Origin of the sequence: Brevundimonas sp., assembly GCF_046299535.1 — a bacterium.
In the GTDB taxonomy this organism is placed as follows: Bacteria; Pseudomonadota; Alphaproteobacteria; order Caulobacterales; family Caulobacteraceae; genus Brevundimonas.
The window spans coordinates 1-24,536 of the sequence record NZ_JBKBIB010000022.1 but is presented as its reverse complement, the minus strand read 5'-3'; the positions used below and the strand labels follow the sequence as shown (position 1 = coordinate 24,536).

Below are 24,536 nucleotides of genomic sequence, written 5' to 3'. Positions count from 1 at the left end.
CGGGAGAAGCTGCTCGCGCCCTCGGCGCCGACTGGCGGTCTCTGTCATGGGAGGGCCCCAAGCCGGCTGCCGGCCTGCCCTCCGCCGCCCGCGACGCCCGCCACGCCCTGCTGGCCGATGCGGCCCGTCAGGCGGGCGGCCGCGTTATCCTGATGGCCCATACCGCTGACGATATCGCCGAATCCGACTGGATGCGGGCGCAGGGCGCGACGCTGGGGGCTCTGCGTGACTGGTCGCCATCCCCGGCCTGGCCGGAGGGCAGGGGGGTGATGCTGCTGCGGCCCCTCCTGACCACTTCCCGGGCCGATCTGCGCGGCTTTCTCACCGCCCGCAACGTCGCCTGGCTCGAAGATCCCGCCAACGCCGACACCCGTTTCCTGCGCAGTCGCGCCCGTATGGTGCTTCAGCTGGAAGGGTCAAGCTGTCGGTCATCCTCGGACTTTTCCCAAGGGACCACGAGCGTTGCGGCCGTCAAGGCGGCGCCGATGGCCTGGTCCGGTCTCCTCCTTCTGCCGCGCGCCGTCCCGGCCCGGATCCTCTCCGCCGCCTTGCTCAGTGTCTCCGGCCAGACCACGCCGCCGCGCGGCGCCCGCCTTGCCGCCCTTCATGCCCGTCTTTCTTCCGGGGCTGACGTCACCGCGACGCTCTCGGGCGCTCGCCTCCAGACCTCCGGCGAAACCCTGCTGATTACCCGTGAGCCTGGTCGGACAGGCCTCCCGCGCATCGCCCTGCCGCAGAACGCGCCCGCCGTCTGGGACAACCGCTTCGAGGTCACCGCCCCCGGCCCCGGCTGGCGCATGGGTCCACTTCAGGGTCGCATGGCCGCCCTGGCCCCCGAAGATCAGGCGATCGTGAGAAGCTTGCCCGCATCCGCCCGGCCCGCTCTGCCCGTACTGTTCCGGGACGAGGACTCACGCCCGGTTCTTGCATGGCGCGTGGCCGGGACGCGCTGTCTGGTCGCAGACCGCCTTGTCGCCGCCGTCGGCGGGATCGGGCATGAGGACCAGTTGACGCATTCAAGTGGCGAAACGCCGCCCGCTGACCTATTTCTGGACCGTCGCGGCGGCTGAACGTCGCCGCACGGAGTTTGAGGACCCTAATGAACCTTCGCACCCTGGCCATCGTCGGCGTTATCATGATGGCGGTTCTGGCCGCCTACGCCATGGTCGGCCCGTCCGGCCCCGGAACCGCCGGCAAGACCGGCGCCGGCGCCCGTCCCACCGACATCACCTATTCCGAGCTGTTGGCGCGAATCCAGGCCGGCGAGATCGAATCGGTCGTGATCAAGGGCGATACCGTGCGCGGGGTCTTCAATGACGAAACCACCTTCGCCGCCACCACCCCCTATCCCAACGAGGGCCTGATCGAACGTCTGGAGGCGGCCGAGGTCGCCATGGACGTGGAGACCACCCGCAATCCCTGGTGGATGAGCCTGCTGGGCCTGATCCTGCCAGTGGGCCTGCTGATCCTGTTCTGGTTCTGGATGATGAACCGGATGCAGGGCGGGGCGCGCGGGGCCATGGGCTTCGGCAAGTCCAAGGCCAAGCTGCTGACCGAGCACAAGGGCCGCAAGACCTTTGAAGACGTGGCGGGCGTGGACGAGGCCAAGGACGAGCTTCAGGAAGTGGTCGACTTCCTGAAGGACCCCGGCAAGTTCCAGAAACTGGGCGGCAAGATTCCCAAAGGCGCCCTGCTGGTGGGCCCTCCGGGCACCGGCAAGACCCTTTTGGCCCGCGCCGTGGCGGGGGAGGCTGGCGTGCCCTTCTTCTCCATCTCGGGCTCTGACTTCGTCGAGATGTTCGTGGGCGTCGGCGCCAGCCGCGTGCGCGACATGTTCGAACAGGCCAAGAAGAACGCCCCCTGCATCATCTTCATCGACGAGATCGACGCCGTCGGCCGTCACCGCGGAGCCGGTCTGGGCGGCGGCAATGACGAGCGCGAGCAGACCCTGAACCAGCTGCTGGTGGAGATGGACGGCTTTGAGTCCAACGAAGGCATCATCCTGATCGCCGCCACCAACCGCCCTGACGTGCTGGACCCGGCCCTGCTGCGTCCCGGCCGCTTCGACCGGCAGGTGGTGGTGCCCAACCCCGACGTGAACGGCCGCGAGAAGATCCTGCGCGTGCACATGAAGGACGTGCCCCTGGGCGCCGACGTCAATGTGAAGACCATCGCCCGGGGCACGCCCGGCTTCTCCGGGGCCGACCTGGCCAATCTGGTCAACGAGGCGGCCCTGACGGCGGCCCGCAAGGACCGCCGTATGGTCACGCACCGCGACTTCGAGGACGCCAAGGACAAGGTCATGATGGGCGCCGAGCGCAAGTCCATGGCCATGAACGAGGAAGAGAAGAAGCTGACCGCCTATCACGAGGCCGGCCACGCTATCGTCGCCATGAACGTCAAGATGGCCGACCCTGTCCACAAGGCCACCATCGTCCCCCGTGGCCGCGCCCTGGGCATGGTCATGCAGCTTCCCGAGGGCGACCGCTACTCCATGAAGTACCGCCAGATGGTGGACCGCATCGCCATCATGGCCGGCGGCCGGGTGGCCGAGGAGCTCATCTTCGGCAAGGACAACATCACCTCGGGCGCCTCGTCGGACATCGAGCAGGCCTCCAAGCTGGCCCGCGCCATGGTCACCCGCTGGGGCTTCTCCGAAAAGTTGGGCACCGTGGCCTACGGCGAGAATCAGGAAGAGGTCTTCCTTGGCCACTCGGTCGCCCGCAACCAGAGCGTTTCTGAGGAGACCGCCCGCATCATTGATGAAGAGGTGAAGCGCCTGGTCACCGAGGGCTGGAACGACGCTCGCCGTATCCTGACGGAAAAGGCCGAGGACCACGAAAAGCTGTCCCAGGCCCTGCTTGAGTATGAGACCCTGTCGGGTGAAGAGATCCGGGACCTGCTGGAAAAGGGCCTCGCGCCCAACCGCGACGAGAGCAACTTCCCCAACGCCGGCCCCTCCGTCTCGGTCCCGGTGACCCCTGTCTCGGACGGCGTCGAGGTCGAACAAGCCACGGTGCATTAGGGCGAGGGGAGGGGCCGCAAGGGAGAGCGTCGGGTGACCCGCATCATGGGCATCGTGAACGTCACGCCGGACAGCTTCTCCGACGGGGGCCGCCTCGACACGGTCGCCTCGGCCGTGGCCCATGCACTCGTCCTGCTGGATCAGGGCGCCCATGTGCTGGACATCGGCGGGGAGAGCACCCGGCCGGGCGCCGAGCCGGTCAATGCAGCCGAGGAGATCGCCCGCGTCGTGCCGGTCATCGAGGCCATCCGCGCCGAACGGCCGGCGGCGGTCATCAGCATCGACACCATGAAACCGGACGTGGCCCGCGCCGCCGTGGCGGTCGGCGCTTCCGTCTGGAACGATGTCGCCGCCCTGACCCACCGACCGGAAAGCGCTGTGGTCGCCGCCGACCTGGGGTGTGACGTCATCCTGATGCACATGCAGGGAGCGCCGCGCACCATGCAGGCCGATCCGCAGTACGATGACGTGGTGGGCGAGGTCCGCGACTGGCTGGCGGCCCGGGCGGACGCCGCGATGGCGGCGGGCGTGGCCCGCGAGCGCATCTGGCTGGATCCCGGCATCGGCTTCGGCAAGACAGCCGCCCACAACTTGGCCCTGACCGCGCATCTGGATCAACTGACGGCCCTGGGCTTTCCGCTGCTCTACGCCGCCAGCCGCAAGCGCACCATTCAGGTCGTCGACCCCACCGCCACCGACCCCATGGACCGGCTGGGGGGCTCCATTGCACTCGCGCTGGAGGGCGCGCGGCGCGGCGCGGCCATGGTGCGGGTTCACGATGTGCGCGAGACCGTGCAGGCGCTGAAGGTTCAGGCGGCTGTGGCGGGCGCCTGAACCGGCTCAGCTGGCCAGGTCGAACAGATCGAGCTGACTGCGCGCCTCGGGCGGCACGCGGAACTGGCTGACGTCCAGCGGGGGGCGCGGCCCATCGAGGTGATACCGCTTCACCGCCGCCCTGAACCGGGTGGCGATCAGCTCCGCCACCGGGCCGGTCCCCTTCATGCGCTGGCTCCAGTCGGGATCGTAGTCCCGTCCGCCCCGGGTCTGTCGAATCAGCGACATGACCCGCTTCGCCCGGTCGGGCCGGGCTTCGGCCAGCCATTCCTGGAAAAGGGATTTGATCTCCAGAGGCAAGCGCAGGGTGACGTACATGGCGCCGGTCGCCCCGGCCTTCCTGGCCGCCTCCAGCACCGCCTCAAGTTCATGGTCGTTCAGCCCCGGAATGACGGGGGCGAATCCCACCGTCACCGGCACCCCCACGTCGGCCAGTCGCGATATGGCCTCCAGCCGTTTGGCCGGCGTCGCCGCGCGCGGCTCCATGGTTCGGGCCAGCTTGCGGTCCAGGGTGGTGATGGACACCGCCGCCCTGACCAGACCCTTTTCCGCCATGGGCGCCATGATGTCCGCGTCTCGCGCGATCAGGGCTGATTTGGTGATGATGCTGAACGGGTGGTTGAACCGCGCCAGCACCTCGATCAGGCCGCGCGTGACGCGATGCTCGCGCTCCACCGGCTGATAGGGATCGGTGTTGCCGCCTATGTGGATGGGTTTGCAGACATACCGCCGGGCGCAGAGCTCCTGTTCCAGCAGACGCGGGCCTTCGGGCTTGAAGAAGAGCTTGCTCTCGAAATCCAGGCCCGGGGATAGGCCCATCCAGGCATGGGCCGGACGGGCGTAGCAGTAGATGCAGCCATGTTCGCAACCTCGATACGGATTGATGGATCGGTCGAAGCCCACATCGGGACTCTCGTTGCGGGTGATGATCTTTCTGGCCCGCTCCGGTGTGAGGGTGGTGCGCAGGGGCGCGGCCTCCGCGTCGTCCCCGGTCCAGCCGTCATTGAAATCCTCCTGGCGCAGGCTCTCGTATCGACCGGATGCATTGGACCTGGCCCCTCTGCCCTTGGCGACGCTGGTGGACGACATTGGAGCATCCTAACGCCGACATGGAACAAAGCAAGAACAGTTCAGGCATTAGAAAACCCGGCGGTCAGCCGGGTTTTCAAGGCGTCCTTGCTCAGAAAGCGGGCTTACCAGCAGTCCGGGTCGTCCCAGTCCACATATTCGCAGTACTCATCGTCGCTCATGTCATCGATGGATCGATGGGCTGTGCTGACGTTGCCGATCAATTCGGAAATGCTGAGAACCGCGCTGATCGTGCCTTGAGAGTAGCGGCCCACCCAGATGTCATAGCGTCCCGACCGGCCGACGGTGGACGCAAACAGGGGGTTCAAGCCGCCCGCGCCGTCATCGTCGCAGTACCAGGAGCCGTCGGGGCCCCGCAACAGAAGGGTGGTGTCCCCGTCCGAACGGGCGGCGATGAGGAGCGGCAGACCTCCCGCGCCGCCTTCCCACTGCAATCGGGCCGTGGGCGCCTCGCTGATGAAGCCACGGCAACTGGAGCTGATGTCGCCAGCCGAGATATTGCCGCCTGCGTTGACGTTCAGGGTGTAGGGGTCCGGCGCGAACCCGGCCGACAGGTCGATGATCCCGAATCGCGGCGACAAATGATGGTTCGGGGGACGGCCGGTCACCACGGCGCGGGGCGTTGGGTCCAACGGGCCTGAGTATGAAGGCGCCGAGCCGCCCGCACGGTTGTTAAGTTCAGTAATTCTGAAGGTGGCGACGCCACGGGTGGCCGAGAACGTGCCGACCCAGACATCATATCGGCCTGTCCGCGCGTTACGCGCCTCGAACAGCGGATTGAGGCCGTCGCCGCCGTCGTCGTCGCAGTGCCAGGCGCCGGAGGGGTCGCGCACCAGTATGGTGGGGTCACGGTCCGAGCCGGTGGTCGTGAAGAAAAGGGGCAGGGCGCCGCTTCCGCTCGACCAGTGCACGCTTACGGTCGGCGCTTCGGTGACATAGCCCGAACATCCGGACCGGAAACTGCCGACCCGGATCGGTCCGCCCGCATTGACCCGCAGATCATGCGGGTCGGGAAGGAAGCCGCCGCTCAGATGGATGTCGCCATGAAGCGGTCGAAGATTCGGATTTGGCGAAATCTGCGCGGCGGCATGTCCCGTCAAAAGCAGGGTGATGGTCGCCGCCGCCAATAAACTCTTCATCGTCAGTTCCCTTGATACGCCGCTTCCCAAACGCGGTGTTCCGGCGATACGCCGCCTCGGTGATCACGGGCGAAGGCGCGCGCCGCTGAAAAGAAGAAAAGGGCCCGGCGGTGCGTCCGGGCCCTTTCAAAGCTACTGGATCTCGGTGATCACCAGGGTGGCGGGCGCTGTCTGCTCGCCGTAGGTGCCGATCCAGATGTCATATTGACCGGAGGGGGCGTTGCGGAAGATGACCCGGGCGTTGGTTCCGCCGCCGCTGTCATCGTCACAATGCCAGCGGCCATCCGGGCCATTGATGACCAGGGTGGTGTCGCGGCTCGAGCGGGTTCTGAAAACGAGGGGCAGACTGCCGCCGCCGCTCCAGTTCAGCCGCACATCCGGTGCGCTGGCGATGCGGCCGACGCAGCCCGACGCGGCGTTGCTGGCGTTGATCGTGCCGCCCGCCACGACTTCCACGGTGCGCGGATCGGGGGTGAAGCCAGCCGACAGGTTGACCGTGCCGAAACTGGGCGACCTGGAAAAGTCCTGCGCGACGGCCGGCGCGGAGACGAGCACGGCTGCCGCCGCCAGACCAAGAATTCGTTTCATGAAAAGGAACCTCAAGCGATTGAAGGGCGTGTCCCTCTGGAGGACACAGTGAAGCTTAGTAGCGAAAGCGTAGCCGTTATACGAACGGCGCGTTCATCCACGGTTCATGCAAATAAGGCCCGGCAAGAGATGGCCGGGCCTCCTTCGAATGCACAGGGTGAGTCAGTGACTGTACAGCTCCGAGATCGACAGGGTCGCGGACACATAGTCTCCGCCATAGCTGCCGACCCAGATGTCGTACTGGCCGCTTCGGGGGCTGCCGAATCGCAGGGCGGGGTTGGTGCCCTCGCCGCCGTCGTCGTCGCAATACCAGCTGCCGTCAGGCCCGTTCACCACCAGGGTGGTGTCGCGGGAGGAAGAGACGGAGATGATCAGCGGCAGGTTTCCGCCGCCGGACCAGTGCAGACGCAGGTCTGGGGCGTTGGAGATGTAGCCGCGGCAACTCGAGAACCGGTCGGCGGCGCGAATGGAGCCGCCCGCCGTGACAGTCACGTTGTAAGGGTCAGGCGTGAAGCCAGCCGACAGGCGCGCCGTTCCGTAGTTCGGACTGGCGGAATAGTCCTGGGCCGCAACCGGCCCGGCAATGATCAACGCGGCGAAAGCCGCGGCGAACAGGTTTTTCATCAAGAACACCCCAGATATTCAGCCCCACGCGCACGGCGCGCGCTCTTCATACAACGGCGATATTACACGCTGTTCCGCTTCTGCAAAGCTGATTGACCGGGGGTTGGGCCCCTCAGCGTGTTTCGGCGGGCTCGTGCCGGGGCGGCGGCTGGGGCGGAACGTAATCCAGCGCCAGCGGAACATACAGGGCGCCGGAAGCGATGGCGTCCAAGGTGTTCAGCGGACGGCCCATCATGCGCTGATAGATCCAGTAGGTGGCGACCACGTCCTCCACATAGGCGCGAGCCTGGGGAACATCGATGGTCTCGATCAGCAGCAGGGGGTCGGGGTCGGGGCCCAGACGGCGCAGCGCGCTCAGCATGGGTCCTGGCCCGGCATTGTACGAGGCCACGGCGCGGAGCAGATCGCCCTGGAACGCGCCGAGACCGAGCATGCGCGAGATGTATGCCTGACCCAGTCGCAGGTTCACCGCCGGGTTCCACAAGCGCTGGGGATCGCGCACGAACCCCGGATCGCCCGCCAGCTCGGCGGCGGTGGTCGGCATCACCTGCATGATCCCGTAGGCGCCGACAGAACTGCGCGCCTGGGGCTCGAAGCCGCTTTCCTTGCGCGCGATGGCGTAGACCAGGGCCTGTTCGATGATGAAGCCGCCCTCGGGCTCAAGCATCGGCATGGGATAGGCGTTGGCGTCGATGCGGGCTGCGGACGACACGCCGCGCCGGGGGCTCAGCCCGCCAGCCAGAGCCGCCCACAGGGTCCGGTCGTCTCCCGACGCCTGGCGCAGGCCGTCCCTCAGCTCCGTGCGGGCGTCCTCGCCCCGGCCCAGCTCATGAAAGGCCACGGCCCGGCGGGCCTGATCGTTCGACGCCACGAAGGCGGCGAGGGCGTCCGCCTCGACCATCAGGGGCTCAGGCGCGCGCTCCGAAGCCGCGATCACCGCCATGTAGGGCTGGGGGCCGAGGTTCTCGATGACGGGGTCCTCGCCCAGTTGCCGCAGGGCGATCTGGCCATAGAAGGTCGCGGGCCATCGCCCCGCGAGACGCAGATACTCCTGCACCCGGTCCTGGCGGCCGGAGGCATAAGCCGCGCGGCTGGCCCAGAAGGCGCCGCCGGAACGGACCCATGGGTCCTCCAGCGGGTCCAGCGCCACGATCTCGAACTCGGAGAAGGCTTCGGCGAACCGGCCCAGGCGCCATGCGGCCAGACCGGCCGTCCAGTGGTCCCCCAGGGCGACGCCCAGATCATAGGCCCGGGGCAGGTCATCGGCGTTCAGGGCGATTCGCGCCTCGCGAGGGCCGGGCGGCGTGAAGACGTCCTGGCCGACGGCTTCACCGCCCGCCGCCTGAACGCTGGCCCAGTTGCGCAAGGACGCCATGACGCCCGGCCGGCGTGGTTCGGGGGCGCCGTCGGGGCGTCGGCGCAGGGCCAGGGCGTAGACGCGGGGCGCCGGCGACAGATCAGAATAGGACTCCAGCCAGGCCGACAGCTCTTCATAGGTGGCGGAGTGACTGGCGTGGAACAGCCGCTCGAACTCCAGCTGGCCCAGCAGCACACGATCCTGGATGTTGCGGGCCGAATCGCGGGCGGCTTCCAGCTGGCCGCGGCGAAGGGCGTCGAAGGCGGTGGTGTAGGACAGGCGGTCCGAATCGCTCAGCGCACGGGGCACCTGCGCCAGGCCAGCGCCCGCGCCGGAAAGCACGGCGATCAATGTCAGCGCGCCAAGGACGCGACGGCTTGTCCGCTTCACGGCGGCCCCTCCGGAATGGCTCGACCTGTCTCGACCCAGGTCGCCCCTACGCATTCGGTCGGTCGTCAGTCGGTCTTCGTGACAGCCCCATGGGGCGTCTTCAAGGCGAAAGGGTTAATCGGATGCGTCCAGTTTCGCGGCCAACTCCAGCATGTCGGCCCAGGCCATGCGCTTGGCCATGGGCTGGCGCAACAGGAACGCGGGATGCAGGGTGGGCAATACGGGGGCGGCCAGACCGCCTTCGCTGAGGCGCCATTCCCGCCACTGACCGCGCATCTTCATGATGCCCTCGTCTGTCTTCAGAACCGATTTCGCCGCCGCCGCGCCCAGCAGAAGCACGGCTTTCGGCTGCATCAGGGCGAAGGCCCGTTCAACGAAGGGCGCGCAGATCATCTGCTCCTGGGGCGTCGGAGTGCGGTTGCCAGGCGGACGCCAGAACACCGTGTTGGTGATGAACACCCTGTCCAGCAAACCCGCCGCATCCAGCATCTTGTCCAGCAGCTTGCCCGCGCGGCCCACGAAGGGCGCACCCTGGGCGTCCTCGTCCGCGCCGGGGCCTTCGCCGATGACCAGGACGGGCGCCCCCGGGTCGCCCCGCGCGAAAACAGACTGGCTGGCGCCCATGTCGCGCAGGGGGCAGCCGGTGAAGCCGGCGATAGCGTCCTTGAGGGCGTCCAGATCGCCGGCTTCGGCCGCCAGGCGCCGGGCTTCGCTGACGGCCCCGCCCAGATCCGGCGCGACCGTGACAGAGGCCACGGCCTTGAGCGTCGCCTTCTGCTCCGGCGGCGCGGGGGTGAAGGTGCGATCAACCGGCGCATCCTCGAAGCATGCATCGACGCCCGCGTCGCGCCAGAAGGCGAGCAGGCTTTCGGTCGCAGCGATTTCCGGGTTGAGCGCGTTCATGGTTCAAGGACAGGGATAGTCCTTGACCACCGTCACGTCACCTTCGGATAGTGGTTCAAACCCATAAGAAACGAGGATTCAGGGGAACATGGCTGAGGATATCGTCGAAGGCGGCGCGAAAAACAAAGCTGAGGAAGCGGCCATCGGCGGCGGGCTGGGCGCAGACGCCGAGCGCGAGGTCATGGAATATGACGTGGTGATCGTCGGCGCCGGACCCGCCGGTCTGGCCTCGGCCATCCGCCTGAAACAGCGCGCCGGGAAGGAAGGCCGCGAGCTGAGCGTGGCGGTACTGGAAAAGGGATCCGAGGTCGGGGCCCATATCCTGTCGGGCGCGGTGATCGATCCCTCGGGCCTGAGCCAGCTTTTCCCCGACTGGAAAGAGCGCGGCGCGCCGCTTGATACGCCCGTGACCAAGGACAAATTCCTTGTGCTGGGCCCCCAGGGCGACATCGACATCACCTGGCTGCCCCAGCCCAAGTATATGAAGAACCACGGCTGCTACATCGGCTCCCTGGCCAATCTGACGCGCTGGCTGGCCGAGCAGGCCGAGGCGCTGGGCGTCGAGGTCTATCCCGGCATGGCCGCCAGCCATGTGGTTTGGGACGAGCCTTCGGGCCGGGTGAAGGGCGTCGTGGCCGGCGTGTTCGGGATCGACCGCGAAGGCAAGAAGACCGACGATTATCAGCCCGGCATCGCGCTGCACGGCAAGTACGTCTTCATCGGCGAGGGGGTGCGCGGGTCGCTGGCCAAGACCATCATGGCCCGCCACAACCTGTGCGACGACGCCGAGCCGCAGAAGTTCGGCATCGGACTGAAGGAACTGTGGCAGGTCCCCGCAGAAAAGCATCAGCCGGGGCTGGCTCAGCACACGTTGGGCTGGCCGCTGGACGACAAGACCGGCGGCGGGTCATTCCTCTATCACTTCGGGGACCGCTATGTGGCCGTCGGCTTCGTGGTGCACCTGAACTACAGGAATCCGTTCCTGTCGCCCTTTGACGAGTTCCAGCGCTTCAAGACCCACCCGGCCATCGCCGCGCATCTGGAGGGGGGCGAGCGCATCTCTTACGGCGCGCGGGCCATCACCGAGGGTGGATACCAGTCCGTGCCGAAGCTGGCGTTCCCCGGCGGGGTGCTGGTGGGCTGTTCGGCCGGTTTCGTGAATGTGCCGCGGATCAAGGGCAGCCACAATGCGGTGCGCTCGGGCATCCTGGCCGCCGACGCCGCCTATGACGCCATCGCGGCCGGACGTTCCGGCGACGAACTGGTGGAGTATCAGACCGCCTACGAGGCCTCGGACATCGCCAGGGAGCTCAGGCTGGTCCGCAATGTGAAGCCGCTGTTGTCGAAATACGGCGCCACCCTGGGCACCCTGCTCGGCGGCATCGACATGCAGATCACCTCCCTGTTCAAGGGCTGGTCGCCGTGGGGCACCGTCAGGCACGGCAAGACCGACGCCGAGTCCACCGGCAAGGCGAAGGATTACAAGCCGATCCAGTATCCCAGACCGGATGGAAAGCTGAGCTTCGACAAGCTGTCGTCGGTGTTCATCTCCAACACCAACCACGCCGAGGAACAGCCCGCGCACCTGCGGCTGAAGGACCCCTCGATCCCCATCGGGGTCAATCTGCCGGAGTATGGAGAGCCCGCGCGCCTCTATTGCCCAGCCGGGGTCTATGAGGTGGTCTATGCGGACGAGGCGAACCGCACGGACCCGCGCTTCGTCATCAACGCCCAGAACTGCGTCCACTGCAAAACCTGCGACATCAAGGATCCGTCGCAGAACATCGTCTGGACCACGCCCGAAGGCGGCGGCGGCCCCAATTATCCCAATATGTAAGGCGATCCTCGCTCCATGACGCGCACCCTGACCGCCGCGGCGCTCGCCGCCCTGATCGCCGCCGCCTCGCCCGCACAGGCCGAACCTCTGGAGGTGGCCGGGGCGATCCGCTTCATCGACTTCAGCGATGTGCCCGTGGATGTGCGGGGACGGTCAAGCTATGGCCTGTTCCTGGCCGGGCGAAACGCCATGGCCCTGGGCGAAAGCAGCACGGGCGCAGACTATCTGGCGGCAGCCCAGGCGGCCGAGCCGGATCAGACCCGCCTGAGGGACCAGGCTTTCACCGCCGCCTTGCTGGCGGGGGACCTGGATGTGGCCGCGCGTCTGTCGCCCAGCGGCGAGGGGGTCAGTCCCACCGTGGCCGAGGCCGGTCGGCTGGTTTCGGTGGTGCGCACCTACGGCGCCGGTGACGCCCGGGGGGCCAACGCCGCCCTGGCGAATCAGCCCATCGGCTTCCCCCACGCCCGCGCCGGCCTGTTCGTGGAACCGTGGATCGCCGCCGCCGCCGGGGACTGGGATCGCGCCCTGGCCGAGCCGCCCGCGGGCGCCGATCCCCTGGCGCGCCTGTTCGCACGCTATCATCGCGCGCTGCTGCTGGAGCAGCGCCGGGATTATGCGACAGCGGAAGCGATCCTCGGCGAACTGGCGGGCGCGGCGCCCACCGCGCCCCTGTTCCGTACAGCTTACGGGGAGTTCCTGGAGCGGCGTGGGCGGCGGGACGAGGCCGTGGCCGTGTTTGACGCCGCCATCGAGGCCGGCGCCACCGATCTGACGACCCGCCTGGCCCGCGAGCGGGCCGCCTCGCGCTCGCGCGCCGTTCCGGCCCCCACGCTGCGCGAGGGCGCCGCTCTGGGGCTGGGCGCGGCGGCGGCGGCGGCACTGGCCGAACAGAACAACGAATTCGCCGCCGTCTATCTGCGGCTGGCCCTTGGGTTGGACGAGAGCGACCAGACTCGCCTTTTGCTGGGCCAGACCCTTCAGGATGCGGGCCTGACCACCGCCGCCCGCGCGACCTTCGCCGCCATCGGCAGGAGCGAACCGGTCCTCTACGCCGCCGCCCGCCAGCAGATGGCCTGGAGCTATCAGGAGGATGATCGGAGCGAAGACGCCCTCATCCACGCCCGTGAAGCGCTGAACGCGGCGCCGGATGACCCCCAGGCGATCTATGGCTTGGCGGGCCTGCTGACCGCTCAGGAACAGTATCAGGAGGCGCTGGAACTGCTGAATGGACCGACCCTGAACACCGCCGAACAGCACTGGCAGGTGCGGTTCACGCGGGGCGCCGTCTATGAATCCCTGGGGCGGTTCGAGGAAGCCGAGGCCGAGTTGTGGGCCGCCCTGCAGGACCAGCCGGACAACGCCGAGGTGCTGAACTACCTGGGCTATATGTGGGTCGACAGCGGCCAGCGGGTCCATCAGGGCGCCGAGATGATCGCGCGGGCTGTGGCGGCCGAGCCGGAGTCCGGTCACATCCAGGATTCCCTAGGCTGGGCCCAGTACCGTCAGGGCCAGTACGAGGCGGCGGTCGAGACCCTGGAGCTGGCTGTATCGCTGGAGCCCGGCAATGCGGTCATCAATGACCATCTGGGCGACGCCTACTGGCAGGTGGGCCGTCGGCGCGAGGCGGCCTTCCAGTGGAGCCGGGCCCTCAGCCTGGCGCCCGAGCCGGACCTGCGCGCGCAAGTCGAGGCCAAGCTGGAGCGCGGGCTGGGCGCCGTTCAATCCGTCAGCGCCGTTACCCGGGCCGACAACGGCCAGATCGCCGACCCCGTCAATCCGTGAGTTCCGGCGAGCCCCCGTGGCGTCTGGCCCCGGCCAAGGTGAACCTGTTCCTGCACGTAGGTCCTCCGGGCGCCGACGGCTATCACCCTCTGGTCAGCCTGGCGGTATTCGCCGATGTGGGCGACCGGGTGGCGGTGACGCGCGCCGACGCCTTCCGGCTTGAGACCCGCGGTTCCTTCGCGGCGCACATCGACGGCGGACCGAACCTGATCGAGACGGCGCTGGACGCCATGGCCCGGGCCGTGGGTCTGGACCGCCTGCCGGCCCATGTACGGCTGGACAAGCGCCTGCCGGTGGCGGCGGGCCTTGGCGGGGGATCGTCGGATGCGGCGACGGCCATGAAGGCCGCGCGCGATGTGCTGGGCCTTGATCTGGACGACGCCGCCCTGACCCGCATCGCCGGGCCGCTGGGCGCCGACATGGCCATGTGTCTGGCGGCCCGCGCTGTCATCGCCCGGGGCAGGGGAGAGGTGCTGGGCCCGGCGCCGTCCCTGCCGCAACTCCATGCCGTACTGCTTAACCCCGGCGTCCCGTCCTCCACCGCAGCGGTCTACCGCGCCTATGACGAAGCGCCGCGCGAGGCTGCGAACGCGCCGGACGCGCCCTCAGGGTTCGGGTCCGTCGCAGAATTGGCGGACTGGCTCACAAGCACCCGCAACGACCTTCAGGCGCCTGCGGTCCGCCTCACGCCGCTGATCGGAAAGGCGCTGGAGGCGGCGGCTTCTGCGCCCGGCGCCCTGACAGCGAGGGTCACCGGATCGGGGGCCACGGTCTTCGCCCTGTTCGGGACGGCTGAGGCTGCACGACGGGCCGCTGACGCCTTGTCCCAGGCCCATCCCGACTGGTGGGCGATGTCCTGCCGACTGGCCTGAGGCCGCGTTACGCCCTGAAATGGCCGCAGCTTTTCGGGGAACGGAGATCGTCGTCCCCGCATTGTCCTTCCGAAGTCGGGTTATGGGCCGTTCGATCTAGTGGGCGGCCGCACTGAAAGGACACCACCATGTTTCGCATGCGTCTTATGACGGCTGGTGCGGCGGCGGCCCTGCTGATGGCCCCGGCTGCGATGGCCCAGGATCAGACCGCTACTCCGCCCAACGTCGGCGAGGTTCCCGAGACCGAGGTCACCGCCTCTCAACCCGTGCCGAACCCCGGTGAGGACAGCGCCGCGCCCGCGACCGGTGACTCCTGGGAGCCGGAAACGCCGGGCGAGGACGCCGTCGCCTATGAGCAGGCCGACGAGGAAGGCTGGAGTGAGCCTGAAGCGCCCGCCGACGCGGTCGAACCCGAAGAGGCTCTCCCCGCTGAGCCCGAGCCTGTCGCCGACCCCGCGCCCATGGCGGAACCCGAGCCCATGGCCCAGCCCACGCCCGATCCGATGACGCCCGACGACGCCATGACGCCGCCGGACGGCATGGAGCCCCCCGCGGACACCACCATTCCGCCGCCGCCCATCGATCCGGCGCCGGACGCGGCCGAGGATGACCTGATGGACCCGACGCCCCCGGGCGCCTGATCCTCGCCATCCGGCATTGATGCACAAGACGGCGGGCCCTATGGTCCGCCGTCTTTTTTCGCGCCCGCGAAATGCCCGCAAATCCGGATACGGCCTTGTCTTCCAGGACGACTGAACCGCTGAGTTTCCAGGACCTGATCCTGACCCTGCACGCCTACTGGAGCGAGAAGGGCTGCGCGATCCTGCAGCCCTATGACATCGAAGTGGGGGCGGGCACCCTGCATCCCGCCACGGTGCTGCGCGCCCTCGGCCCGCGCCCGTGGAAGGCCGCCTACGTCCAGCCCAGCCGTCGCCCCGGCGACGGCCGCTATGGCGAGAACCCCAACCGCCTCCAGCATTATTATCAGTATCAAGTTATTCTGAAGCCGAATCCGGAGGATCTGCAGGCGCTGTATCTGGATAGCCTGAAGCGGATCGGGATCGATCCGAAGCTGCACGACATCCGCTTTGTCGAGGACGACTGGGAGAACCCCACGGTGGGGGCCTGGGGTCTGGGCTGGGAGGTCTGGTGCGACGGGATGGAGGTGACGCAGTTCACCTATTTCCAGGGCGTCGGCGGCATCGAGGTGGACGTGGTGTCAGGCGAGCTGACCTACGGGCTGGAGCGGCTGGCCATGTATGTGCAGGGCGTCGACAACGTTTATGACCTGCGCTTCAACAACGACGGCGTCACCTATGGCGAGGTGTTCCTGGAGAACGAGCGCCAGCAGTCGCAGGCCAATTTCCACGGCTATGACGTGGACGGGCTGAAACGCCGGTTCGAGGACATGGTGGCCGAGGTCTCGCGCTTCCTGGCCATGACCGGACCGCAGGGTCAGGCGCTGGTGCTGCCCGCCTATGATCAGGTGCTGAAAGCCAGCCACCTGTTCAACCTGATGGACGCCCGCGGCGCCATCGCCGTGGCCGAGCGGCAGAGCTACATCGGCCGCATCCGGGACCTGTGCAAGGCGTGTGCGCTCGCCTACGTCGAACAAGAGCGGAAGACCGCCTGATGCCCCAGCTTCTTCTTGAAATCTTCTCCGAGGAAATCCCTGCGCGGATGCAGGCGGGGGGCGCGCGGGATCTGGAGCGGCTGGTCGGTGACCGGCTGAAGGCCGAGGGGCTGACGTGGGACGCGCTGACGACCTTTGCGGGGCCGCGCCGGCTGACGCTGGTCATCGAGGGCCTGCCGGCGGCGACGCCGGACCGGGACGAGGAGCTGAAGGGCCCCAAGGCCTCGGCGCCGCCGCAGGCGCTGGAGGGTTTTCTGAGGAAGACCGGACTGACCCGCGAGCAGCTGGAGGAGCGCGACGGCGTGCTCTACGCCCGCATTCAGGAAAAGGGTCGCCGCACGAAGGACGTGGTGCACGATGCCCTATTCGAAACGATAAATAATTTCCCGTGGCCCAAATCCATGCGGTGGGGGGACGGCCATTTGCGATGGGTCCGTCCTATCAAGCGCATTCTCTGCCTGTTTGACGGAGAGGTCGTTCCATTCTCGCTGGCAAGCGGAAGCGTCTCTCTCGAGTCCAGTGACATCACCGAGGGGCACCGGTTCCTGGGGAGCGGGCGGCCGCTGAAGATCCGCGACTTCGCCGACTATCGCCGCCAGTTGCAGGACAACTACGTCATGCTGGACGTGGCGGATCGGAAGCTGCGCATTCTGGAGCAGGCCAGGGCCGTGTGCGCGGCCAAGGGGCTGGCGCTGGTGGACGACGACGGCCTGCTGGACGAGGTGGCGGGGCTGGCCGAATGGCCGACGCCGATCCTGGGCGATATGGATCCGCAGTTTCTGGACCTGCCGCCCGAGGTGGTGCGCCTGTCCATGAAGGTGCACCAGAAGTATTTCGCCGTGCGCGACCCGGCCAGGGACGGGCTGGCGCCCCACTTCGTGGTGGTGGCCAATGTGGAGGCGACCGACGGCGGCAAGGCGCTGGCGGCGGGCAACTCCCGCGTGCTGTCGGCCCGTCTGAACGACGCCCGCTTCTTCTGGGACGAGGACCGCAAGGTGGGGTTTGACGCCTGGCTGGAGAAGCTGAAGGGCGTCACCTTCCACGCCAGGCTGGGAACCTTGGCCGAGCGGGTCGACCGCATCGCCGCCCTGGCCCGCGAGATCGCCCCGCTGGTGGGCGCCGACCCGGATCAGGCCGAACAGGCCGCGCGTCTGGCCAAGGCCGATCTGGCCAGCGGCATGGTGGGCGAGTTCCCCGAGCTGCAGGGCGTCATGGGCGGCTATTACGCCCGGGCGGACCATGGCGACGCCATGGCCGACGCCATCCGCGACCACTACAAGCCGCAGGGGCCGGGGGACACGGTTCCGACCGCGCCGCTGACGGTGGCTGTGGCGCTGGCCGACAAGCTGGACACCCTGGTCGGCTTCTTCGCCATCGACGAGAAGCCCACGGGGTCGAAGGACCCGTTCGCCCTGCGCCGGGCGGCGCTGGGGGTGATCCGGCTGGTGCTGGAGAACTCGCTACGCCTTCCGCTCGAAGACATTTGTGAATTCGCGATGCGCTATGCTGGCGGGGAGCGTCCGGTTGCGATCGCTGAATGGACCAAGACGGCCATCAATAATGATGCCGGGCGCAAGATGAACAGCGAAATTGAGGTCGGCTACGAGGTGGTCGCCTTCTTCGCTGACCGCCTGAAAGTCCTCCTCCGCGACCAGGGCCAGCGGCACGATCTGGTGGACGCCGTCTTCGCGCTGGGCGACGACGATCTGGTGCGGATCGTGCGGCGGGTGGAGGCGCTCGGCGCCTTCCTCGCCACGGACGACGGCGCCAATCTGCTGGCGGGGTACAAGCGGGCGTCCAACATCCTGAAGGCCGAGGCCAAGAAGGGCGACGTTCCGACCGGCATGGTCCAGACCGGCTTGCCGAATCAGCCGGAGGAAGAGACGGCGCTGGCCTTTGCCGTCGGTGCGGCCGGGACGGCGGTGGATGCGGCGCTGGAGACCGAGGACTTCGCCGCCGCCATGACGGCGCTGAGCAAGCTGCGCAGCCCCGTGGACGCCTTCTTCGACAAGGTGATGGTAAACTCGGACGTGGCGGCGGAGCGGGACAACCGGCTCAAGCTGCTGGGTCAGGTGCGGGATGTCATGGGCCGCGTCGCCGACTTCGGGCAGGTGACGGGCTGACTTCCTTCTCCCCTTGCGGGAGAAGGTGGCCCGCGAAGCGGGTCGGATGAGGGGTGAAACGCCGTCGGTTCCGGCTACACTTCCCCGATGCTCAAGCCCACGGATCGCACAAGAGCGAACGCCAGACGGTCACGTCGCGAGCCGACGATGACCGAGGCGGCGATGTGGAGATTGCTACGCAGCCGAGCGCTCGATGGTCTGAAGTTCCGACGACAGATGCCCGTTGGCGTCTATGTGGCCGACTTCTGTTGCCCGGCTCTCAAATTGATCGTGGAGGTCGATGGGGGCGTGCACCGTCTCCGGGAGGACACTGATGCGCGCCGCGATGCCTGGCTGACCGGGCAGGGGTTCACAGTGATGCGTTTCAGCAATGAGGCTGTGCTGAGAAACCCGAACCTGGTTCTTGAGGCCGTGCGGCAGCATGCGGCGCGAAGCGGCTGACACCGGGATTCACCCCTCATCCGTCATGCTGCGCATGACACCTTCTCCCTCAAGGGGAGAAGGGAAGTGTCAGGGGAGAAGGATCAGTTGCCGCCCGGTCTCGTCACGTAGAAGGTGGCCGAGTTGCCCACGGCGTTGACGCCGGTGATGACGGCGCGGCCGTTGCTGTCGATGCGGGTGTTGGCGGCAGCGGTGACGTTTCCGGTGTTCACCTGGGTGTTGGCGGCCTCCAGATAGCCGGGGCAGTTCGCGCAGGAATAGGCGGTGACGGTGTTGCCCGCCGCGTCGGCGCCCACATAGGCGTCGTAGCCGCCGTTGCCCTGGAACGAGGCGATGGCCTCGACCCCGCCGGAGTTCACCTGGCTGTTGTCGATGCGCACATAGATGTCGGCGTTGCCCACATGGACCGAGTTGGCCGTGGCGCCCGCGTGGGACGTGACCTGGCCGAAGTCGTAAGCGGTGACGATGGATTCGGCGCGCACGCCGGCGGCGTTGCCCTGATCGGTGCGGGAGATGACCGAGCCGCCCTGGTTGGCGACGGCCACATGGTTGGCGGTGGCGCGGGCGCGGCCGGCCAGATCCCAGGCGTTGCCGGCGTTGGCGCTGGTCGTCGCCCAGACCGGGGCGCCGGTCTGGCGCTGGCGGATAGTCAGGTCCTGATCGCCCTGGGTGACGGTGGAGGCGACGGTGTTGCCGATGGCCTCGGCGGTGAACTCGGCCCGGGCGGGCACATACTGGGGATTGCCGTAGGTATAGGCCTGGGTGAAGGCGGCGCTGGTCTGGTCGATGTCGGCGGTGAGGACTCCGCCGGAGCCGGCCATGGCCGTGACGTTTCCACTGGCCGAGGACTGGATGCGGCCGCCGTCCAGCATGCGGCCGGGCGCGCCGTTGACGGCCACGTCGGCGATCAGATCGGCGGCGCCCATGGTCTGGGTCGCCTCGACGCCCAGATCGGCGCCGTAAGCCTGGGCCTCCAGCCGGTTGCCCTCGACCTGGGCGGTGAGGGTGACGGGGCCTTCGGTCTCGCCGGACAGGTTCATCTCGATGGTGGAGCGGCCGTCGCCGGTCATGGTCTGGGTCGACTGGACCTGAAAGCCCACCCCGTCATCGCCAGACACGGCGGCGCGGTTGCCCACCGCATAGGTGGAGGCGGTGACCTGATCCTCGGCGTTGACCACGTTCAGGGTCTGGCCGGCGAACACGTCGCTGTTGTTGATCTGGCCGTTCAGGACCAGTCCGGGATCCTGCGTCGCGGCCTCAGTAGCGGCCGCGCACAGCCCCATCGCGGCGATCGTGCCAGCGAGACGGGTCGGCGCGAGTCTGGCCATTGTTCGATTCCGTGTTCTGATAGGCGGGGTAGAAGCCGCCGGTGGGGCCGACGGTGGAGCCGCCCAGGGGATCGTTTTCGGCGTTGAGGCAAACGCCCGGACCGGGGGCGCCGTAGAGATTGGCCATCATCTCCAGCACCGCCCGCTCCACCAGGGCGCGCACGGCCAGCTGGACCGGCTCGAAGCCGCCCGAGCCGGCGGAGATGTCGAAGACGTTGCCGTTCAGGAAGTCGAAGACGCCGGCCGAGACTTCACGACCGATGATCTGCTTCTGGTAGGAGATGACGTCCACCACCTCCATGGAGGTGGTCTGGACCATGCGCAGGTCCAGGGCGATGTTCATGACGAACGTGCGGCCCGAGACGATGCCGGAGCCGCCGCGGTCGGTGTCCACCTCGCCGCCGGCGATGTCGAAGCCGCCCGAGCGGATGTTGTAGTTCACCTCGGTGATGCCGCCGACGATGTAGAAGTCCGAGCCGGGCACCTGTCCGGCCAGGATCTGGCGGAACGGCGGCGCCTCGGGCCCGCCTTCCTCGCCGATCAGGCGGTTGTTGGCGTAGCGGAGCTCCATTTCGGAGACCGAGGTGTCGTAACGCTCGACCATGCGGGCGCCCGACTTGGCCAGGGCCGAGAAGGCCATCAGGGACGCGCCCTGGGTGATCTGGCGGCCGCCGTCGGAGGAGACCGTGCCGGTGTAGTCGCTGATCCGGCCCACGGCGATGCGCGGGGAGGGCAGGTCATAGCGGCGGGCGTAGTCGGCCAGGCAGTACAGGGCCGTGGAATAGGGCGTGGGGTTGGCCGTCACCGGCGCATTGCCGATGGGGGTGGCGTACAGGCCGTTGGACCCGGCCGAGGTCGAGACGCAGCCGGCCAGAAGCGCGGCGGCGGCGCCGGCGGCGACCAGGGCCCGCAGGCGTCCGGTCTTACTCATCGTCGCCATCAAGGTTCAGCGTCCCGTTCAGCGCCGTTCCGGCGGTGATGTTTCCGGTGTTGGTCTGGCGCGAGTTGACGATCACGGTGTTCCAGTTGCCCTGGACCACCACGTTCAGGCTGTTGCCGATGGCCGTGGCGCCGGCGATGCCGGTGGAGCCGTTCCCGGCCCCCGAATAGGCCGAGGCGACGCCGCCCGAGCTCTGCGAATAGGCGCTGGCCCCGGACTGGATGATGCCGTTGACGATCAGGCGGTTGCCGTTGGCGTCGCGGGTGGAGCCGGTGGCGGGCCGGGCGGTGGTGTAGCGCGCGCCCTGATAGCCTGCCTGGAACTGCGCCGCGCCGGACGAGCCGGCCGACTGGGCGGCGGCCATTTCCGGCGCCCCCAGGCCCGCGGCCAGCGCCGCGATCGCGATGATCTTTCCGAATGCCATTTCGACGTTCCCGCGCGAACAGAGTGAACGGGTTGGAAAGCAACCCGCGTGCCAAAGTGGGGCAGGGTTCTTAAGAACCGCTTGATGAGAGGGCGTCGCGCGCGCATTTGACAAAGATGGATTCCGAACGCCCCGCCGCGCCTGCCCCTGCCGAACCGCCGCCACCGGCCCGCGAGCCGATGTTCAATGCGCCGGTTCCGGCGCTGTTGCTGGCCCTGTCGATCGTGGGGCTGTACGCCCTGCAGAGCGGACCGGGAGAGATGGCGGCGAGCTATCGCTACGGCCTGATTCCCGCGCGGCTGGCGCAGGGGGACGGGCTGGGGCTGGTCACGCACATGCTGGTGCATGGCGGCTGGATGCACGCGATCATGAACGCGGTGGGGGCTCTGGCCTTCGCGGCGCCCGTGGCCCGGCTGATGGGCGGGACGAAGGGCCTGATCGGGTTTCTCTCTCTATATATAGTGTGCGGCGTGATCGCGGGCGGGGGCTACGCCATGCTGCATCTGGACGGGACCGTGCCGCTGGTGGGGGCCTCGGGGGCGGTGTTCGGCCTGATCGGCGCCTCCACAAGGCTGCTGGGCGGGGCGGGCAGGGTGCTGCCCCTGACCGACCGGCGGGTGCTGAGCGCCGCGGCGGCCTGGATCGGGGTCAATGTGCTGATCGGGGTGATCGGAAGCGTCGGCGTGGCCCCGGGCATGGAAGGCGCGCGAATCGCCTGGGAGGCCCATGTGATCGGTCTTGTGGCCGGGCTGCTCCTGATCGGGCCGTGGGCGCGGCTGTTCGGGCGGCGGGCGCCGATTCGTCCGGCCCGGTTTGATTCCCCGCACCATATGAGCGAACCTGAACCCCGAAGCGGCCCCTGGGGGGCCTGACGGCCCCGGATCGGCCGCTCTCTCTATAGTGGAGGAGGGCCGGAGATGCTTGTCGCAGAGATCCTGAAAACCAAGGGGGACGCCGTATTCACCCTGACGCCGGAGGCCACGGTGGCCGAGGCGGCCGCCCAGCTGGTGGAGCGGCAGGTGGGAGCCCTGATCGTGTGCGACGGGGAGCGGGTGGCCGGGGTGCTGTCGGAACGCGACATCGTTCGGGCCCTGGCGCGGGAAGGCGCCGCCGCCCTGACGCAGCCCGTCAGCCTCCACATGACCGCCAGGGTGATCTTCGCTGAACCGGGGGAGGGGGTCGATGTGCTGATGGAGCGCATGACCGACCGCCGCATCCGCCACCTGCCGGTGATGAAGGACCAGCGCCTGTGCGGGGTCATCTCCATCGGCGACGTGGTGAAATGCCAGATCGCCGAGGCGACCCGGGAGGCGGAGAGCCTGAAGAGCTATATCGGGGCGGGGTAGGGGTAGGGCCTAAGCCCTGAAACCTGCCCTCATCGCTTTCGTCGGAGCTTGTCGAGGCGTCTGCGCTCGGCCCGGGAGAGGGGCGGGGCGGGCGAATCGGGGTCCGGCGGCGTCGGTTCGGACGATGCACGGTGCAATTGGTGCAATTGGTGCAATTCCCGGGTCGATTCGACGGCCTCGCGATGAATCTGGCGGGCGGCGTCGCCGATGGCGCGAATCCGGCGGGTGTCGCCCAGATCCTCCACGGCCTTCGCGACCAGCTCCGCCCGCTCTTCGGCGCGGGACTGCCGGATCAGGCGATCGTGCACGGCCATCCAGCGCTGGGTTTCGCCGGCGCGGCCCTGACGCAGGGCCCGCGCCGCCCTGCGCGCGGCCATCTCGGCCATGTCCTCGAACGAAGGGCGGGGCGAGTGGTCATCGTCGACGTCATCCAGCTCCGGCGGTTCCGGATCCGCCATGTCGGCGCGCCGCCAGCCTTCGCGCCGGGCGCGGGCGCGGAAGGCGGAGAGGGTCAGATCATAGCGATCACATATGTCCCGGGCGCCGCCGCCCTCCATATAGGCCTGGCGTGCCGCATCCCAGGTTTCGGGTGAGCGCATGCGATGGCCGGTGTCAGGCGTCATGACGGGATCTCCCTGTGTTGCCCGGGCAATATGGGCGCGGGATGCGTCATTCGGGGACGTACAGGGCGTGGCGAACGGCGGAAAACGGGAATCCGTCAGATTCTTGAAGATTCTTCGACAAGACGCTTGCAGCGCCGGAGGTCGATCCGTATATCGACGCCTCGCTCGGAGACGGGCGGGCCCCAAGGGGTTTCGAGGCGGAGACGCCCCGGACCCTGCGGAACGAGAGATTGAAAAATCTCTTGCTTTTCGAAGCGGCCCACCATAGTCTCCGCGCTCCAATCGAATCGTCCAAACGATCTGAGGGAAGCCCCTCCGCTTCCCTGGACGGTTTTTTGCGGCCTGATGAAGCGCAGCTTCAACGATCCGCAGAATGGCTGAAAAGCCCGGTTGACACAGGAAGCGGCCTTCACTAGATAGCCGCCTCCCGCCACTTCCGAGTGGCGCTGCAGAGAGAAAGTTCTTTTTAAAAAGAACGACTTGACGCAGAAAATGAGGCGGTTAAACACCCGCCTCCGCTGCCTCCGGGCGGCGCCGCGGAAAAGACGGTCTTCTACGAAGATCAGCTTGACACGGAAAACCGAGGCGACTACATCGCCGCCTCCGCCGTCACCGGGCGCTAAACGGTGGGGCCGCTCCGGCGGTTCACGGTCTTTGAAATCGTTGATCTGGAAAGAGAAACGCAGGCGGCGGTGTCCTAGCGACAATCCTAGAGATTGTCTCGACACTGACAACTGCGGTCTTTTTGAAAAGACATACCATGTAACCGGTCTTCGGATCGGTGAACGTGGGATCTCGTCAAGAATACGTAGAACTAATGCCAAATCGGATTTCGGTCCGATCTGCTTAGGTCAGATAGTCAACTCAACCTGAGAGTTTGATCCTGGCTCAGAGCGAACGCTGGCGGCAGGCCTAACACATGCAAGTCGAACGGACTCTTCGGAGTTAGTGGCGGACGGGTGAGTAACACGTGGGAACGTGCCTTTAGGTTCGGAATAAGCCCGGGAAACTGGGTCTAATACCGAATGTGCCCTTCGGGGGAAAGATTTATCGCCTTTAGAGCGGCCCGCGTCTGATTAGCTAGTTGGTGAGGTAAAGGCTCACCAAGGCGACGATCAGTAGCTGGTCTGAGAGGATGATCAGCCACACTGGGACTGAGACACGGCCCAGACTCCTACGGGAGGCAGCAGTGGGGAATCTTGCGCAATGGGCGAAAGCCTGACGCAGCCATGCCGCGT

Annotated in this window: 23 protein-coding genes and 1 rRNA gene; 13 read left to right on the top strand and 11 right to left on the bottom strand. The window is 67.6% G+C overall.

All coding sequences use genetic code 11. The features are described 5' to 3' along the window. The 3 genes from ACK4FB_RS14230 to folP all read left to right on the top strand — a co-directional run. A partial coding sequence (locus ACK4FB_RS14230; protein ID WP_409753659.1) for a tRNA lysidine(34) synthetase occupies positions 1-1,070 on the top strand: 1,070 nt, incomplete at its 5' end. A gap of 29 nt (positions 1,071-1,099) precedes the next feature. Further along, positions 1,100-3,025 carry an ATP-dependent zinc metalloprotease FtsH gene (ftsH, locus tag ACK4FB_RS14225; protein WP_409753656.1) on the top strand — a complete coding sequence of 642 codons (1,926 nt, stop codon included), beginning with the start codon at positions 1,100-1,102 and terminating at the stop codon, positions 3,023-3,025. Between the two features lie 45 nt (positions 3,026-3,070). Continuing rightward, complete coding sequence (gene folP / locus ACK4FB_RS14220; protein WP_409753667.1) at positions 3,071-3,859, top strand: dihydropteroate synthase; 789 nt, start codon at positions 3,071-3,073, stop codon at positions 3,857-3,859. A gap of 6 nt (positions 3,860-3,865) precedes the next feature. On the opposite strand, the gene ACK4FB_RS14215 is transcribed toward folP, so the two are convergent. The 6 genes from ACK4FB_RS14215 to ACK4FB_RS14190 form a co-directional block, all read right to left on the bottom strand. Continuing rightward, entirely contained in the window at positions 3,866-4,948 is a 1,083-nt protein-coding gene (locus tag ACK4FB_RS14215) for a PA0069 family radical SAM protein (protein ID WP_409753653.1), read from the bottom strand. 104 nt (positions 4,949-5,052) lie between these two features. Next, positions 5,053-6,087 (bottom strand): hypothetical protein, encoded by a 1,035-nt coding sequence (locus ACK4FB_RS14210; RefSeq protein WP_409753651.1) that lies wholly within the window; start codon positions 6,085-6,087, stop codon positions 5,053-5,055. A gap of 132 nt (positions 6,088-6,219) precedes the next feature. Then, positions 6,220-6,675, bottom strand: a complete 456-nt coding sequence (locus ACK4FB_RS14205) for a peptidase S1 (RefSeq protein WP_409753648.1) — start codon at positions 6,673-6,675, stop codon at positions 6,220-6,222. A gap of 162 nt (positions 6,676-6,837) precedes the next feature. After that, positions 6,838-7,299 (bottom strand): peptidase S1, encoded by a 462-nt coding sequence (locus tag ACK4FB_RS14200; RefSeq protein ID WP_409753645.1) that lies wholly within the window; start codon positions 7,297-7,299, stop codon positions 6,838-6,840. 112 nt (positions 7,300-7,411) lie between these two features. Then, entirely contained in the window at positions 7,412-8,998 is a 1,587-nt protein-coding gene (locus ACK4FB_RS14195; RefSeq protein WP_409753664.1) for a lytic transglycosylase domain-containing protein, read from the bottom strand. A gap of 162 nt (positions 8,999-9,160) precedes the next feature. Beyond that, the gene (locus ACK4FB_RS14190) at positions 9,161-9,949 is read right to left on the bottom strand and encodes a uracil-DNA glycosylase family protein (protein ID WP_409753642.1); all 789 of its coding nucleotides are present in this window, start codon (positions 9,947-9,949) and stop codon (positions 9,161-9,163) included. Between the two features lie 154 nt (positions 9,950-10,103). Between ACK4FB_RS14190 and ACK4FB_RS14185 the strand changes: the two genes are divergently transcribed. The 7 genes from ACK4FB_RS14185 to ACK4FB_RS14155 all read left to right on the top strand — a co-directional run bounded on the left by ACK4FB_RS14185 (position 10,104) and on the right by ACK4FB_RS14155 (position 18,637). Next, entirely contained in the window at positions 10,104-11,786 is a 1,683-nt protein-coding gene (locus ACK4FB_RS14185) for an electron transfer flavoprotein-ubiquinone oxidoreductase (RefSeq protein WP_409753662.1), read from the top strand. A 15-nt stretch (positions 11,787-11,801) separates the two neighbouring features. After that, positions 11,802-13,568 carry a CDC27 family protein gene (locus tag ACK4FB_RS14180; protein WP_409753639.1) on the top strand — a complete coding sequence of 589 codons (1,767 nt, stop codon included), beginning with the start codon at positions 11,802-11,804 and terminating at the stop codon, positions 13,566-13,568. Continuing rightward, the gene (locus tag ACK4FB_RS14175) at positions 13,565-14,440 is read left to right on the top strand and encodes a 4-(cytidine 5'-diphospho)-2-C-methyl-D-erythritol kinase (RefSeq protein ID WP_409753636.1); all 876 of its coding nucleotides are present in this window, start codon (positions 13,565-13,567) and stop codon (positions 14,438-14,440) included. Before ACK4FB_RS14180 ends, ACK4FB_RS14175 begins: the two co-directional genes overlap by 4 nt. A 128-nt stretch (positions 14,441-14,568) precedes the next feature. Then, a complete protein-coding gene (locus ACK4FB_RS14170; protein ID WP_409753633.1) occupies positions 14,569-15,081 on the top strand; it encodes a hypothetical protein in 513 nt (170 codons plus the stop codon). A gap of 71 nt (positions 15,082-15,152) precedes the next feature. Continuing rightward, positions 15,153-16,073 carry a glycine--tRNA ligase subunit alpha gene (locus ACK4FB_RS14165; protein ID WP_409753630.1) on the top strand — a complete coding sequence of 307 codons (921 nt, stop codon included), beginning with the start codon at positions 15,153-15,155 and terminating at the stop codon, positions 16,071-16,073. Further along, entirely contained in the window at positions 16,073-18,196 is a 2,124-nt protein-coding gene (gene glyS / locus ACK4FB_RS14160; RefSeq protein ID WP_409753627.1) for a glycine--tRNA ligase subunit beta, read from the top strand. The genes ACK4FB_RS14165 and glyS overlap by 1 nt, the downstream gene beginning before the upstream one ends. Before the next feature lie 147 nt (positions 18,197-18,343). Then, a complete protein-coding gene (locus tag ACK4FB_RS14155; protein WP_409753624.1) occupies positions 18,344-18,637 on the top strand; it encodes a DUF559 domain-containing protein in 294 nt (97 codons plus the stop codon). Between the two features lie 83 nt (positions 18,638-18,720). Here ACK4FB_RS14155 and hfaD read toward each other — a convergent pair whose 3' ends face one another. The 3 genes from hfaD to hfaA are packed head-to-tail and all read right to left on the bottom strand — an operon-like array spanning position 18,721 to position 21,329. Next, entirely contained in the window at positions 18,721-19,965 is a 1,245-nt protein-coding gene (hfaD, locus tag ACK4FB_RS14150; RefSeq protein ID WP_409753621.1) for a holdfast anchor protein HfaD, read from the bottom strand. Next, a complete protein-coding gene (gene hfaB / locus ACK4FB_RS14145) occupies positions 19,895-20,905 on the bottom strand; it encodes a holdfast anchoring protein HfaB (protein ID WP_409753618.1) in 1,011 nt (336 codons plus the stop codon). The genes hfaD and hfaB overlap by 71 nt, the downstream gene beginning before the upstream one ends. After that, the gene (hfaA, locus tag ACK4FB_RS14140) at positions 20,889-21,329 is read right to left on the bottom strand and encodes a holdfast anchoring protein HfaA (protein WP_409753615.1); all 441 of its coding nucleotides are present in this window, start codon (positions 21,327-21,329) and stop codon (positions 20,889-20,891) included. The genes hfaB and hfaA overlap by 17 nt, the downstream gene beginning before the upstream one ends. 116 nt (positions 21,330-21,445) lie before the next feature. Between hfaA and ACK4FB_RS14135 the strand changes: the two genes are divergently transcribed. Both ACK4FB_RS14135 and ACK4FB_RS14130 read left to right on the top strand, forming a co-directional pair. Beyond that, positions 21,446-22,201, top strand: a complete 756-nt coding sequence (locus ACK4FB_RS14135; RefSeq protein ID WP_409753612.1) for a rhomboid family intramembrane serine protease — start codon at positions 21,446-21,448, stop codon at positions 22,199-22,201. Positions 22,202-22,246: 45 nt separating this feature from the next. Beyond that, on the top strand, positions 22,247-22,675 hold the full coding sequence (locus ACK4FB_RS14130; protein ID WP_409753609.1) for a CBS domain-containing protein: 429 nt from the start codon (positions 22,247-22,249) through the stop codon (positions 22,673-22,675). A gap of 29 nt (positions 22,676-22,704) precedes the next feature. Here the strand turns inward: ACK4FB_RS14130 and ACK4FB_RS14125 are convergent, their stop codons facing one another. Both ACK4FB_RS14125 and ACK4FB_RS14120 read right to left on the bottom strand, forming a co-directional pair. Further along, positions 22,705-23,298, bottom strand: coding sequence for a hypothetical protein (locus ACK4FB_RS14125; protein ID WP_409753607.1), 594 nt, complete (start codon positions 23,296-23,298; stop codon positions 22,705-22,707). Positions 23,299-23,393: 95 nt separating this feature from the next. Next, positions 23,394-24,026, bottom strand: a complete 633-nt coding sequence (locus ACK4FB_RS14120) for a hypothetical protein (RefSeq protein WP_409753604.1) — start codon at positions 24,024-24,026, stop codon at positions 23,394-23,396. Between the two features lie 137 nt (positions 24,027-24,163). Here ACK4FB_RS14120 and ACK4FB_RS14115 point away from each other — a divergent pair. Continuing rightward, positions 24,164-24,536: ribosomal RNA gene (locus tag ACK4FB_RS14115) — 16S ribosomal RNA — on the top strand; the annotation flags it as partial.